This is a genomic window from Pseudomonas sp. PDM21 (genome assembly GCF_014852505.2).
Lineage (GTDB): Bacteria > Pseudomonadota > Gammaproteobacteria > Pseudomonadales > Pseudomonadaceae > Pseudomonas.
In genome coordinates this window covers 6,706,553-6,720,383 of the sequence record NZ_CM181223.1, presented here as the reverse complement: position 1 = coordinate 6,720,383, position 13,831 = coordinate 6,706,553, and the positions used below count along the sequence as shown (strand labels likewise).

The window sequence follows — 13,831 nt, the reverse complement described above, 5'->3', positions numbered from 1 at the left end:
GGATATCCCCCAAAAGAAGTCGCAAAGCGAAACAGACGGCTATTGTATCCCCGACGAACCAACTTATCCACAGTTAAGCGCGCCGGGATACAAGCAAAATCAAGGTGTTAATGATTTTACCGGTGGTCGGGTAATAACGCCTTGAACCTTGTGGATAACAGCTTGATGGGGCAGGGGATGACCCTGGTGATGGTTCTGTGGAAAAAATCCCTGTGGAAAAAACCGCATTCCATACCCAGCTTTCCAACCGGCTCCGCACAAGCGGCCCACGACTTCCCGACAGGGTTATCATTCCCCTTGAGGCGCTTGTTCAAAGGCTGCCGGCGAGTTATTCACAGGCATCGGCCGCCGTAAACATAATCACTGCTTCAATCTTTAGAAAAAGAGATTTCCCTCCTTTCTATAGATTTTGTATCCGGGTCTGGTTGGAAATTGACCTGACCGCCTGATTTCACTAGAATCGCCGGTCTCTTTAAACGGGGTCACTGCGACCTCATGTCGTCAAACCCAGGTACCGAATCATGAAACGTACTTTCCAACCCAGCACCCTCAAGCGCGCTCGCGTGCACGGCTTCCGCGCTCGCATGGCCACCAAGAACGGTCGTCAGGTTCTGTCGCGTCGTCGCGCCAAGGGCCGTAAGCGTCTGACCGTCTGATTTGTCTGACACAGGTGGTGAGTCGAGATTTCAGCCGGGATAAACGTCTTCTGACAGCCCGGCAATTCACAGCGGTCTTCGACTCCCCCACCTCCAAGGTTCCCGGCAAGCACATCCTGCTGCTGGCGCGCGAAAACGGTCTCGATCACCCCCGTCTGGGCCTGGTGATCGGCAAGAAGAACGTCAAGCTCGCCGTCGAGCGCAACCGCCTCAAACGCCTTCTCCGCGAATCCTTCCGCCATCACCAGCAGAAGCTGGCCGGCCTGGATATCGTGGTGATCGCGCGCAAGGGCCTCGGCGATCTGGAGAATGAAGAGCTGCACCAGCAGTTCGGCAAACTCTGGAAGCGCCTGTTGCGCAACCGGCCCAGCCCGGAACCTTCGACAGAATCTCCGGGAGTGGCCGACAGTTCCCATGCGTAGACTGGCGCTGTTACTGATCCAGTTTTACCGCTACGCCATCAGTCCCATGATGGGCAGGCACTGTCGTTTCTACCCCAGCTGTTCCTGCTACGCGCAAGAAGCCATTGAAACTCATGGTTTCCTGCGTGGTGGCTGGCTGGCCGCTCGTCGCCTAGGCCGCTGCCACCCCTGGCATCCCGGTGGCTACGATCCGGTACCGCCAGATCCTTCCAAGCCCGCCCCTTCCTCGACGGCCGAGTAACCATGGACATCAAACGTTCAATCCTATTCGTCGCCCTGGCAATCGTGTCCTACGCACTGGTCCTCCAGTGGAACAAGGACTACGGCCAGCCCGAACTGCCGGCGCAGACCGCGACCTTCAATCAGACTGAAGGCCTGCCGGACACTTCCGTGCCTGCCGGCAATGCGGCCAATGCCGACGTACCCACCACGCAGAACGCCCAGGCCAGCCTGCCCAATGAGCAGAAGCCAGCGGCCGCCAGCGAGCAGCTGATCCGCGTGAAGACCGATGTCCTGGACCTGACCATCGACCCGCGCGGCGGCGACGTGATCAAGCTCGGCCTGACCCAGTACCCGCTGCGCCAGGACCGCCCGGACGTGCCGTTCCCGTTGTTCGAGCGTGACAACCAGCGCACCTACCTGGCCCAGAGCGGCCTGACCGGCGCCAACGGCCCGGACGCCGCTGCCAGCGGTCGCCCGCTCTACGCCTCGGCCAAACCTGTCTACGAACTGGCCGATGGCCAGGACCAGATGGTTGTCGACCTGACTTATGCACAGGATGGCGTCAGCTACATCAAGCGCTTTACCTTCCACCGCGGCCTGAAAAACGACTGCACCGAGAAGGAAAAGGCACAGAAGAAGCTCGAATGCATCAATCCCAATGCCTACCAGGTCGGCGTGAGCTACCTGATCGACAACCAGAGCGACAAACCGTGGAACGCCTCGCTGTTCGCCCAGCTCAAGCGTGACGCCAGCGTCGACCCGTCCTCCACCACTGCTACCGGCGTATCGACCTACCTCGGTGCTGCGGTCTGGACCCCTGAAAAGCCCTACGTGAAAGTGTCCATGAAGGACATGGACAAAGAGCAGTTCAAGGAAACCGTCCAGGGCGGCTGGGTAGCCTGGCTGCAGCACTACTTCGTCACCGCCTGGGTTCCCGCCAAGGGCGACGCCCACAGCGTGATGACCCGCAAGGACGCCCAGGGCAACTACATCGTCGGCTACACCGGGCCCAACCTGACCGTTGCGCCGGGTGCCAAGGGCGAAACCAGCATGACCCTGTATGCCGGCCCGAAACTGCAGGCGTACCTGAAGGAACTGTCCCCAGGCCTGGAACTGACCGTCGACTACGGTCCGCTCTGGTTCATCGCCCAGCCAATCTTCTGGCTGCTGCAACATATCCACAACCTCGTGGGTAACTGGGGCTGGTCGATTATCTTCCTGACCATCGTCATCAAACTGGCCTTCTTCCCGCTGTCCGCCGCCAGCTACCGCTCCATGGCCCGCATGCGCGCCGTGTCGCCGAAACTGGCTGCGCTGAAGGAACAGCATGGCGATGATCGCCAGAAGATGTCCCAAGCGATGATGGAGCTGTACAAGAAGGAGAAGATCAATCCGCTGGGCGGCTGCCTGCCGATTCTGGTGCAGATGCCGGTCTTCCTCTCGCTTTACTGGGTACTGCTGGAAAGCGTCGAGATGCGCCAGGCCCCGTGGCTGGGCTGGATCGTCGACCTGTCGGTGAAGGATCCGTTCTTCATCCTGCCGATCATCATGGGTGCCACCATGCTGGTTCAGCAGATGCTCAACCCGACTCCACCGGACCCCATGCAAGCCAAGGTGATGAAGCTGATGCCGATCATCTTCACCTTCTTCTTCCTGTGGTTCCCGGCCGGCCTGGTGCTGTACTGGGTTGTGAACAACTGCCTGTCCATCGCACAGCAGTGGTACATTACCCGTCGGATCGAAGCGGCCGCGAAGAAGGCTTCTGCCTGATATCGCCGCCCGACACCGATCGACAAGACGCCCCCTCGTGGGGCGTTTTGCTATGTGGATAACTTTGCCTTGCCGCGAGCCACGACAACAACCGCGAGACCGCCGACATGAATGCAGCCCGTGAAACCATCGCCGCCGTCGCCACCGCCCAGGGCCGTGGCGGGGTGGGCATCGTCCGTGTCTCCGGTCCTCGTGCGCGCACCATGGCGATCACCCTGAGCGGCCGCGAGCCCCAACCGCGCTATGCCCACTATGGGCCTTTCCACGCTGATGATGGCGAGGTCATCGACGAAGGTCTGCTGCTGTACTTCCCCGGCCCGAATTCCTTCACCGGCGAAGACGTGCTGGAGCTGCAGGGCCATGGCGGCCCCGTAGTGATGGACATGCTGCTGCAGCGCTGCCTCGAACTGGGCGCCCGCCAGGCCCGCCCTGGCGAGTTCAGCGAGCGCGCGTTCCTCAATGACAAGCTCGACCTGGCCCAGGCCGAAGCCATTGCCGACCTCATCGAAGCCAGCTCAGCGCAGGCCGCACGCAACGCCGTGCGCTCACTCCAGGGTGAGTTCTCCAAGCGTGTGCATAACCTCACCGACCAGCTGATCGGCCTGCGCATGTATGTCGAGGCTGCCATCGACTTCCCGGAAGAGGAAATCGACTTCCTCGCCGACGGCCATGTTCTCTCGCAACTGGATGCAGTACGCGCGGAACTCGCCTCGGTGCTGCGCGAGGCAGGCCAGGGAGCCCTGCTGCGTGACGGCATGACGGTCGTCATCGCCGGGCGTCCCAACGCCGGCAAATCCAGCCTGCTGAATGCCCTGGCAGGGCGTGAGGCGGCCATCGTCACCGATATCGCCGGCACCACCCGCGACGTACTGCGCGAACATATCCACATTGACGGTATGCCGCTGCACATCATCGATACTGCCGGCCTGCGCAGCACCGATGACCATGTGGAAAAGATCGGCGTCGAACGCGCCCTGAAGGCCATCAACGAGGCGGATCGAGTCCTCCTTGTGGTGGATTCCACTGCCCCGGAAGCCAGCGATCCCTTCGCACTGTGGCCGGAATTCCTCGACAGCCGCCCCGACCCGGCGCACGTGACCCTGATCCGCAACAAGGCGGATTTATCCACAGAGAGCATCGGGCTCGAAGAGAGCGCTGACGGCCACGTCACCATCACCCTGTCTGCCCGTTCCGGCAATGGCCTGGAGTTGCTGCGCGAGCACCTCAAGGCCTGCATGGGCTTCGAGCAGACTGCAGAGAGCAGTTTCAGCGCGCGCCGGCGCCATCTGGAGGCCTTGCGCCTGGCTGGAGACAGCCTCGAGCACGGCCGCGCACAGCTCACTCTGAGCGGAGCAGGCGAGTTGCTGGCCGAAGACTTGCGTCAGGCCCAGCAAGCCCTGGGCGAGATCACCGGTGCCTTCACACCGGACGACCTGCTGGGACGCATCTTCTCCAGCTTCTGCATCGGCAAGTAATCCACAACGCTGCTTTCGCGTACCGCTGACGGGGCCGTCCCGTCAGCGCGCCTCCTGCTGCCCCGAATTCTTCGCCACATAAATCTATCCACAGCCATAAGCTCACAAAGACTCCCTATTTACGGGGCTTACAGAGCACAAAAAGTGGATTCCACAGGCCTCCGTGAACCTTGTGGAAAAGTCGCGTACAGATAGGTTAACAAGCGCTGTCTCAACCAGTGGATAAATCGGCCTGTTGATAACGTTACACTTAATCCACAAGCTAGCCACCGGAGATCCCCTGCAACCGTACAGAATCGACACAGGGTTGTTAGGCGCTGAAAGCATCGCCGTATCTGGGCTGAAAGTGGTTATCCACAGAAAACGGCTTCACCATACATAAACACAAGCTCTAAAAAGATTTAAAAAGATTCCTCTCTTTTATTTTCTATTAGAGGCGAACAGTACCCGTTGGCTATTTTTTGTTCAGGTGCCTTCAATCGAGAGCCCTTAGCCCCTATACTGTCCGGCTCTCTTCTTTCTCCTTGATCAACAGGCACGAGGTGCGTGGTGGATTTCCCTTCCCGTTTTGACGTGATCGTGATCGGCGGCGGCCATGCCGGCACAGAGGCCGCACTAGCGGCCGCACGCATGGGCGTGAAGACGCTGCTGCTCACCCACAATGTGGAAACCCTTGGCCAGATGAGCTGCAACCCCGCCATCGGTGGGATCGGCAAAAGCCATCTGGTAAAGGAAATCGATGCGCTGGGCGGTGCCATGGCACTGGCCACCGATAAAGGCGGCATCCAGTTCCGTGTGCTCAACAGCCGTAAAGGCCCGGCAGTCCGTGCGACCCGAGCTCAGGCTGACCGCGTTCTCTACAAGGCCGCCGTGCGCGAGATCCTGGAGAACCAGCCGAACCTGTGGATATTCCAGCAGGCCTGTGATGACCTGATCGTCGAACAGGACCAGGTGCGCGGCGTAGTGACCCAGATGGGTCTGAAATTCCATGCGGACAACGTCGTCCTCACAGCCGGTACTTTCCTCGGCGGACTTATCCACATCGGCCTGGAGAACTACTCCGGTGGCCGTGCCGGTGATCCGCCCTCGATCGCCCTGGCGCGCCGCCTGCGTGAGCTGCCGCTTCGTGTCGGCCGCCTGAAGACCGGCACTCCGCCGCGCATCGATGGCCGCAGTGTCGATTTCAGCGTGATGACCGAGCAGCCCGGCGACACGCCGATCCCGGTGATGTCGTTCCTGGGCTCGAAGGAAATGCATCCACGCCAGGTCAGCTGCTGGATCACCCACACCAACGCGCGGACCCACGAGATCATCGCGTCCAACCTCGATCGCTCGCCCATGTACTCCGGCGTTATCGAAGGGGTCGGCCCGCGCTATTGCCCGTCGATCGAAGACAAGATCCATCGCTTCGCCGACAAGGACAGCCATCAGGTCTTCCTCGAACCCGAAGGCCTGACCACCCACGAGCTGTACCCGAACGGCATCTCCACTTCGCTGCCCTTCGATGTGCAACTGGATATCGTCCGCTCGATCCGCGGCATGGAGAACGCGCACATCGTTCGCCCGGGCTACGCCATTGAGTACGACTACTTCGATCCGCGCGACCTGAAGTACAGCCTGGAGACCAAGGTCATCGGCGGCCTGTTCTTCGCCGGCCAGATCAACGGCACCACCGGCTACGAAGAAGCCGGCGCCCAGGGGCTGCTTGCCGGCGCCAACGCTGCGCTGCGCTCGCAAGGCCGTGAAAGCTGGTGCCCGCGTCGCGACGAGGCTTACATCGGCGTGCTGGTGGACGACCTGATTACCCTCGGCACCCAGGAGCCGTACCGCATGTTCACGTCGCGCGCCGAGTACCGGCTGATCCTGCGCGAGGACAACGCGGATCTGCGCCTGACCGAGAAAGGCCGCGAACTGGGCCTGATCGACGACGAGCGCTGGGCTGTCTTCGAAGCCAAGCGCGAAGGCATCGAGCGTGAGGAACAGCGCCTGAAGAGCACCTGGGTTCGACCCAACACGCCGCAGGGCGATGCCATCGCCGAGCGCTTCGGGACTCCGCTGGCTCATGAGTACAACCTGCTGAACCTGCTGGCCCGCCCGGAAATCGACTACGTCAGCCTGGCCGAAGTGACCGGCGCCGGCGCGGAAGACCCGCAGGTCGCCGAACAGGTCGAGATCCGTACCAAGTACGCCGGCTACATCGATCGCCAGCAGGAAGAGATTGCTCGCCTGCGAGCCAGCGAAGACACCCGCCTGCCTGTGGATATCGACTACCCGTCCATCTCCGGGCTGTCCAAGGAGATCCAGCTCAAGCTGGGCAACGCCCGGCCGGAAACCCTCGGTCAGGCCGGCCGCATTCCGGGCGTCACCCCGGCGGCGATCTCCCTGTTGCTGATCCACCTGAAGAAACGCTCCTCCGGTCGTCAGCTGGAGCAGAGCGCCTGATGTCCCTGGTTACTGCCCGCCACGCCGACGAACTCGCGCATGGCATCCAGACGCTTGGCCTGGATATCGACGAAACCACCCAGCAACGCCTGCTGGATTACCTGGCCTTGCTGGCCAAGTGGAACAAGGCCTACAACCTCACCGCCGTGCGCGATGTGGATGAAATGGTCTCCCGCCACCTGCTCGACAGCCTGAGCATCGTCCCGCAGTTCGAAGCTGCGGGCGGTGAGCGCTGGCTGGACGTGGGCAGTGGCGGTGGCATGCCCGGCATCCCGCTGGCCATCCTGTTCCCCGGCAAATCCCTGACCCTGCTGGACAGCAACGGCAAGAAGACCCGCTTCCTCACCCAGGTGAAGCTGGAACTCAAGCTCGACAACCTGCAGGTTATCCACAGCCGGGTAGAGGCCTTCCAGCCCGAGCAGCCGTTCAACGGCATCGTCTCGCGGGCTTTCAGCAGTCTCGAAGACTTCGCCAACTGGACACGACACCTGGGCGACACCCAGACCAACTGGCTGGCCATGAAAGGCGTCCACCCCAGCGATGAGCTCGCGGCACTCCCGGAAGATTTCCGGGTCGAAGCCGAACACGCTCTGGCGGTGCCGGGTTGCCAAGGCCAGCGCCATCTGCTGATACTGCGCCGCACTGCATGACGGGGAGTGGGGAAAACCATGGCTAAGGTATTCGCGATCGCCAACCAGAAGGGCGGCGTCGGCAAGACCACGACCTGCATCAACCTCGCGGCATCGCTGGTCGCCACCAAACGACGCGTGCTGCTGATCGACCTCGATCCACAGGGTAACGCCACCACCGGCAGCGGTGTGGATAAGTTGTCCCTGGACCATTCCATCTACGACGTGCTCACCGGCGAATGCGACCTGGCCCAGGCCATGCAGTTCTCCGAGCACGGCGGCTACCAGCTGCTGCCCGCCAACCGCGACCTCACCGCGGCGGAAGTGGTGCTGCTGGAAATGGACATGAAGGAACATCGCCTGCGCCATGCTCTGGCAGCGATCCGCGAGAACTACGATTTCATCCTCATCGACTGCCCGCCCTCGCTGTCGATGCTGACGGTCAACGCCCTGTCCGCCTCCGACGGCGTGATCATCCCGATGCAGTGCGAGTACTACGCACTGGAAGGCCTGACCGATCTGATGAACAGCATTCAGCGCATCGCTGAGCGGCTGAACCCGGCGCTGAAGATCGAAGGCCTGCTGCGCACCATGTACGACCCGCGCATCAGCCTGACCAACGACGTCAGCGCGCAGCTGCAGGAACACTTCGGCGACAAGCTCTACACCACTGTGATCCCGCGCAACGTGCGACTGGCCGAAGCGCCCAGCTTCGGCATGCCGGCGCTGGTCTACGACAAGCAATCCCGCGGTGCCCTCGCCTACCTGGCGCTGGCCGGCGAGCTGGTGCGCCGTCAGCGCGCCGCCCGCACCACCGCCCCCGCCTAAGAGATTAAGGAACCCGCATGGCCGCCAAGAAACGAGGTCTCGGACGCGGGCTGGACGCCCTGCTCAGTGGCTCCAGCGCCGCTACGCTGCAGGAAGAAGCCGTTCAGGTGGACAGCAAGGAGCTGCAACACCTGCCGCTGGATCTGATCCAGCGTGGCAAGTACCAGCCCCGTCGCGACATGGACCCGCAGGCCCTCGAAGAACTCGCCCAGTCGATCAAGGTCCAGGGTGTGATGCAGCCGATCGTGGTGCGCCCGATCGACAAGGGCCGCTACGAGATCATCGCCGGCGAGCGCCGCTGGCGCGCGAGCCAGCAGGCCGGGCTGGACAAGATCCCGGCCATGGTCCGCGAAGTACCGGACGAAGCCGCCATCGCCATGGCGCTGATCGAGAACATCCAGCGCGAGGACCTCAATCCCATCGAGGAAGCCGCCGCTCTGCAGCGACTGCAGCAGGAATTCCAGTTGACCCAGCAACAGGTCGCTGACGCCGTGGGCAAATCCCGCGTGACCGTGGCCAACCTGCTGCGCCTTATCGCCCTTCCGGAAGAGATCAAGACCCTCCTGTCCCACGGCGACCTGGAGATGGGCCACGCCCGTGCCCTGCTCGGATTGCCCGAAAACAGGCAGGTTGAGGGTGCGCGACATGTTGTCGCACGCGGCTTCACCGTGCGTCAGACTGAAGCACTGGTGCGCCAGTGGCTCAACGCCCCTGGGGAACCTGTCAAAGCGGTCAGGACTGACCCGGACATCAGCCGCCTGGAACAGCGTCTGGCCGAGCGCCTGGGCGCCCCGGTGCAGATTCGCCATGGGCAGAAGGGCAAAGGCCAGTTGGTGATCCGCTACAACTCCCTCGACGAGCTTCAAGGCGTACTCGCCCACATACGTTGATACGAACGTAGCATGTAGGGGTCGTCGGAAATCACTACCTGACGGTTGAACGGGGGGCCTGCAGCCCCCTATACTCTGCGCGCAATTTTGTCGGCACAAAGTATGCCAAGTTATTGATTTGTGACGCCGACGCCAGAGGACTGTGAGCTGAAGATGGAACCCCGCAAGCCCGATCGTTTGCCCTTCCATCATCAACCGGCTTTTCGCCTGTTGCTCGTCCAGCTGGTGGTGCTGCTTATCGGTGCAGCAGTCCTGTGGTTTGCACGGGGATCGGTCGCAGGCTATTCCGGTTTGCTCGGGGGCCTGATTGCGTGGTTGCCGAATCTGTACTTTGCTCGCAAGGCGTTCCGCTACAGCGGCGCGCGTTCTGCCCAGCTGATAGTCCGGTCCTTTTATGCCGGTGAGGCGGGAAAACTGATTTTGACGGCAGTGCTCTTCGCACTGACGTTTGCAGGTGTGAAGCCCCTGGCGCCCCTGGCGCTGTTCGGCCTCTACCTGCTGACCCTCGCGGTCAGCTGGTTTGCACCCCTGCTGATGCGAAACACATTTACAAGACCTTAGAGCGATTGAGGCAAACATGGCAGCAGAAAGCGCTTCGGGTTACATCCAGCACCACTTGCAGAACCTGACCCTGGGTCGTCTGCCGGATGGTTCCTGGGGGTTCGCCCACACCGCCGAACAAGCCAAGGAAATGGGCTTCTGGGCATTCCACGTTGATACCCTGGGCTGGTCCGTATTCCTCGGCCTGGTGTTCATCCTTATCTTCCGCATGGCAGCCAAGAAGGCCACCAGCGGTCAACCTGGCGGCCTGCAGAACTTCGTCGAAGTTCTCGTGGAGTTCGTCGACGGCAGCGTGAAGGACACCTTCCACGGCCGTAACCCGCTCATCGCACCGCTGGCGCTGACCGTGTTCGTCTGGATCTTCCTGATGAACCTGATCGACCTGGTGCCCGTGGACTTCCTGCCGCTCGCGGCCCAGGCGGTCACCGGCAACGAGCACCTGTTCTTCCGCGCCGTAGCCACCACCGATCCGAACGCCACCTTCGGCATGTCGATCGCTGTCTTCGCGCTGATCATCTTCTACAGCATCAAGGTCAAGGGCATCGGCGGCTTCCTCGGCGAACTGACCCTGCACCCGTTCCACAGCAGCAACATGGTGGTTCAGATCATCCTGATCCCCGTGAACTTCCTGCTGGAATTCGTGACCCTGATCGCCAAGCCGGTATCCCTGGCACTGCGTCTGTTCGGCAACATGTACGCCGGCGAGCTGATCTTCATCCTGATCGCCGTGATGTTCGGTTCCGGCATCCTCTGGCTGGGCGGCATGGGCGTCGTGCTGAACTGGGCGTGGGCCGTGTTCCACATCCTGATCATCACCCTGCAGGCCTTCATCTTCATGATGCTGACCATCGTCTACCTGTCGATGGCGCACGAAGACAGCCACTGATCCAAAGATTCTGTACGCCCCTTCCCGGATGGGAGGGGGTGAAAGAAGAGCTTCACCACCTTAACTTGCTTCACCTTTAACCAACACGACAAAAAAGTCGGGAGGAAAAATGGAAACTGTAGTTGGACTCACTGCTATCGCCGTTGCTCTGCTGATCGGTCTGGGCGCTCTGGGTACCGCCATCGGCTTCGGCCTGCTGGGCGGCAAGTTCCTGGAAGGCGCTGCTCGCCAGCCGGAAATGGTTCCGATGCTGCAGGTCAAAATGTTCATCGTCGCCGGCCTGCTCGACGCCGTGACCATGATCGGCGTTGGTATCGCTCTGTTCTTCACCTTCGCTAACCCGTTCATTGCTCAGGTTGCCCAGTAATTTCCGCAACGCGGGAATCTGTGACTGAACAACGAACGAGCGAGGTATTGGCGTGAACATTAATGCAACTCTGATCGGCCAGGCCATCGCGTTCGCCATCTTCGTCCTGTTCTGCATGAAGTTCGTATGGCCTCCGGTCATCGCGGCTCTGCACGAGCGTCAGAAGAAGATCGCCGACGGCCTGGACGCTGCCAACCGCGCGGCTCGTGACCTGGAACTGGCTCACGAGAAAGCGGGTCAGCAACTGCGCGAAGCCAAGGCTCAGGCAGCCGAAATCATCGAGCAGGCGAAGAAGAGCGCTAACCAGATCGTTGACGAAGCCCGTGATCAGGCCCGTGGTGAAGGTGATCGCATGATCGCTCAGGCCAAGGCCCAGATCGAACAGGAACTCAACAGCGTCAAAGACGCCCTGCGTGCCCAAGTGGGTGCCCTGGCTGTCTCCGGCGCCGAGAAGATCCTGGGTGCTTCGATCGATGCCAACGCGCAAAAGCAGCTGGTTGATCAACTGGCCGCCGAGATCTAAGCAGAGGGCGATATGGCAGAACTGACCACATTGGCTCGTCCATACGCGAAGGCGGCTTTCGAGTACGCCCAGGCTCATCAGCAACTGGCCGACTGGTCCGCTGCTCTGGGTGTGCTGGCTGCAGTGTCGCGGGACGACACCGTGCGCCAGCTGCTCAAGGAGCCCCAGCTGACCGCGGCAGCCAAGGCTGACGCGCTGATCGACGTGTGTGGCGACAAGCTCAATGCTCCGGCCCAGAACTTCGTCCGGACTGTGGCTGAAAACAAGCGGCTCGACCTCCTGCCGACCATCTTCGTGATGTTCGAGCAGCTCAAGGCCGAGCAGGAAAAGCTGGTCGAGGTCGAGGTCACCAGTGCCTTCGCCCTGGACCAGGAACAGCAGGACAAACTCGCCAAGGCTCTCAGCGCCCGGCTCAGTCGCGAAGTGCGACTTCATGCGTCGGAAGACGCGAGCTTGATCGGCGGCGTGGTAATTCGCGCCGGTGACTTGGTAATCGATGGCTCGGTGCGCGGCAAAATCGCGAAACTGGCCGAAGCGTTGAAATCTTGAGTTTGAAGGGGCAGCGGCATGCAGCAACTCAATCCTTCCGAAATTAGTGAAATCATCAAGGGGCGCATCGAGAAACTCGACGTCGCCTCGCAAGCGCGCAACGAAGGCACCATCGTCAGTGTTTCCGATGGCATCGTGCGCATCTTCGGTCTGGCCGACGTCATGTACGGCGAGATGATCGAATTCCCGGGCGGCGTCTACGGTATGGCGCTGAACCTGGAGCAAGACTCCGTCGGTGCTGTGGTACTGGGTGAATACCAGGACCTCAAAGAAGGCATGAACGCCAAGTGCACCGGCCGCATCCTGGAAGTACCGGTTGGTCCGGAACTGCTGGGTCGCGTTGTCGACGCTCTGGGTAACCCGATCGATGGCAAAGGCCCGATCGATGCCAAGCTGACCGACGCAGTCGAGAAAGTGGCACCGGGCGTGATCTGGCGTAAGTCGGTAGACCAGCCGGTTCAGACCGGCTACAAGTCCGTCGACGCCATGATCCCGGTTGGCCGTGGCCAGCGCGAGCTGATCATCGGTGACCGTCAGATCGGTAAAACCGCTCTGGCCATCGACGCCATCATCAACCAGAAGAACAGCGGCATCCGCTGCGTATACGTTGCCATCGGTCAGAAGCAATCGACCATCGCCAACGTCGTACGCAAGCTGGAAGAGAACGGCGCCCTGGCCAACACCATCGTGGTCGTTGCCAGTGCTTCGGAATCCGCCGCTCTGCAATACCTGGCTCCGTACTCCGGTTGCACCATGGGCGAATTCTTCCGCGACCGCGGTGAAGATGCCCTGATCGTGTACGACGACCTGTCCAAGCAGGCCGTAGCCTACCGCCAGATCTCCCTGCTGCTGCGCCGTCCGCCGGGCCGCGAAGCTTATCCGGGCGACGTGTTCTATCTCCACAGCCGTCTGCTGGAGCGCGCTTCCCGCGTTTCCGAAGAGTACGTAGAGAAGTTCACCAACGGCGAAGTGAAAGGCAAGACCGGTTCCCTGACCGCCCTGCCGATCATCGAAACCCAGGCTGGCGACGTTTCTGCGTTCGTTCCGACCAACGTGATCTCCATCACCGACGGTCAGATCTTCCTGGAATCCGCAATGTTCAACTCGGGTATCCGTCCGGCCGTCAACGCCGGTATCTCGGTATCCCGTGTGGGTGGCGCGGCCCAGACCAAGATCATCAAGAAGCTGTCCGGCGGTATCCGTACCGCGCTGGCCCAGTACCGTGAACTGGCGGCCTTCGCCCAGTTCGCCTCGGACCTGGACGACGCGACCCGCAAGCAGCTGGAACATGGTCAGCGCGTCACCGAGCTGATGAAGCAGAAGCAATACGCGCCGATGTCCATCGCCGAGATGTCGCTGTCCCTGTATGCCGCCGAGCGTGGCTTCCTGCAGGACGTCGAGATCGCCAAGGTGGGCGCCTTCGAACAAGCGCTGATCGCCTACTTCCAACGTGAGAACGCCGCTCTGCTGGCGAAGATCAACGAGAAGGGTGACTTCAACGACGAAATCGACGCAGGCATCAAGGCCGGTATCGAGAAGTTCAAGGCCACCCAAACCTGGTAAGCCGCAGCGGGGGTCGTTAACGGCCCCCGCCTGCTAAACCGATAGGTG

Annotated in this window: 15 protein-coding genes; all 15 read left to right on the top strand. The window is 61.3% G+C overall.

Annotated elements, in window-relative coordinates; all coding sequences use genetic code 11:
- Positions 1 to 521: 521 nt before the first annotated feature.
- The 15 genes from rpmH (at position 522) to atpA (ending at position 13,783) form a co-directional block, all read left to right on the top strand.
- Positions 522 to 656: a 50S ribosomal protein L34 gene (rpmH, locus tag IB275_RS30930; protein ID WP_003100258.1), complete on the top strand. Its 135-nt coding sequence runs from the start codon at positions 522 to 524 to the stop codon at positions 654 to 656.
- Between the two features lie 14 nt (positions 657 to 670).
- A complete protein-coding gene (rnpA, locus tag IB275_RS30925; RefSeq protein WP_081518987.1) occupies positions 671 to 1,078 on the top strand; it encodes a ribonuclease P protein component in 408 nt (135 codons plus the stop codon).
- Positions 1,071 to 1,319, top strand: coding sequence for a membrane protein insertion efficiency factor YidD (gene yidD / locus IB275_RS30920; protein ID WP_015479779.1), 249 nt, complete (start codon positions 1,071 to 1,073; stop codon positions 1,317 to 1,319). Before rnpA ends, yidD begins: the two co-directional genes overlap by 8 nt.
- 2 nt (positions 1,320 to 1,321) lie before the next feature.
- Positions 1,322 to 3,070: a membrane protein insertase YidC gene (gene yidC, locus IB275_RS30915; RefSeq protein WP_192294394.1), complete on the top strand. Its 1,749-nt coding sequence runs from the start codon at positions 1,322 to 1,324 to the stop codon at positions 3,068 to 3,070.
- Positions 3,071 to 3,177: 107 nt separating this feature from the next.
- Positions 3,178 to 4,545 (top strand): tRNA uridine-5-carboxymethylaminomethyl(34) synthesis GTPase MnmE, encoded by a 1,368-nt coding sequence (gene mnmE / locus IB275_RS30910; protein ID WP_192294396.1) that lies wholly within the window; start codon positions 3,178 to 3,180, stop codon positions 4,543 to 4,545.
- Between the two features lie 549 nt (positions 4,546 to 5,094).
- Positions 5,095 to 6,987: a tRNA uridine-5-carboxymethylaminomethyl(34) synthesis enzyme MnmG gene (mnmG, locus tag IB275_RS30905; protein ID WP_192294398.1), complete on the top strand. Its 1,893-nt coding sequence runs from the start codon at positions 5,095 to 5,097 to the stop codon at positions 6,985 to 6,987.
- Entirely contained in the window at positions 6,987 to 7,637 is a 651-nt protein-coding gene (gene rsmG, locus IB275_RS30900; protein ID WP_192294400.1) for a 16S rRNA (guanine(527)-N(7))-methyltransferase RsmG, read from the top strand. Before mnmG ends, rsmG begins: the two co-directional genes overlap by 1 nt.
- A gap of 18 nt (positions 7,638 to 7,655) precedes the next feature.
- Entirely contained in the window at positions 7,656 to 8,444 is a 789-nt protein-coding gene (locus IB275_RS30895; protein ID WP_192294402.1) for a ParA family protein, read from the top strand.
- Between the two features lie 17 nt (positions 8,445 to 8,461).
- Positions 8,462 to 9,334: a ParB/RepB/Spo0J family partition protein gene (locus IB275_RS30890; RefSeq protein WP_192294404.1), complete on the top strand. Its 873-nt coding sequence runs from the start codon at positions 8,462 to 8,464 to the stop codon at positions 9,332 to 9,334.
- 153 nt (positions 9,335 to 9,487) lie between these two features.
- Positions 9,488 to 9,895: a F0F1 ATP synthase subunit I gene (locus IB275_RS30885; protein ID WP_192294406.1), complete on the top strand. Its 408-nt coding sequence runs from the start codon at positions 9,488 to 9,490 to the stop codon at positions 9,893 to 9,895.
- A 16-nt stretch (positions 9,896 to 9,911) separates the two neighbouring features.
- Positions 9,912 to 10,781, top strand: a complete 870-nt coding sequence (gene atpB / locus IB275_RS30880) for a F0F1 ATP synthase subunit A (protein WP_017518843.1) — start codon at positions 9,912 to 9,914, stop codon at positions 10,779 to 10,781.
- 109 nt (positions 10,782 to 10,890) lie between these two features.
- Entirely contained in the window at positions 10,891 to 11,148 is a 258-nt protein-coding gene (gene atpE, locus IB275_RS30875; RefSeq protein WP_003457994.1) for a F0F1 ATP synthase subunit C, read from the top strand.
- A gap of 52 nt (positions 11,149 to 11,200) precedes the next feature.
- Complete coding sequence (locus tag IB275_RS30870; protein WP_081518994.1) at positions 11,201 to 11,671, top strand: F0F1 ATP synthase subunit B; 471 nt, start codon at positions 11,201 to 11,203, stop codon at positions 11,669 to 11,671.
- Between the two features lie 12 nt (positions 11,672 to 11,683).
- The gene (locus IB275_RS30865) at positions 11,684 to 12,220 is read left to right on the top strand and encodes a F0F1 ATP synthase subunit delta (RefSeq protein WP_017518841.1); all 537 of its coding nucleotides are present in this window, start codon (positions 11,684 to 11,686) and stop codon (positions 12,218 to 12,220) included.
- 18 nt (positions 12,221 to 12,238) lie between these two features.
- Positions 12,239 to 13,783, top strand: coding sequence for a F0F1 ATP synthase subunit alpha (atpA, locus tag IB275_RS30860; RefSeq protein ID WP_045213785.1), 1,545 nt, complete (start codon positions 12,239 to 12,241; stop codon positions 13,781 to 13,783).
- Positions 13,784 to 13,831 lie beyond the last annotated feature (48 nt).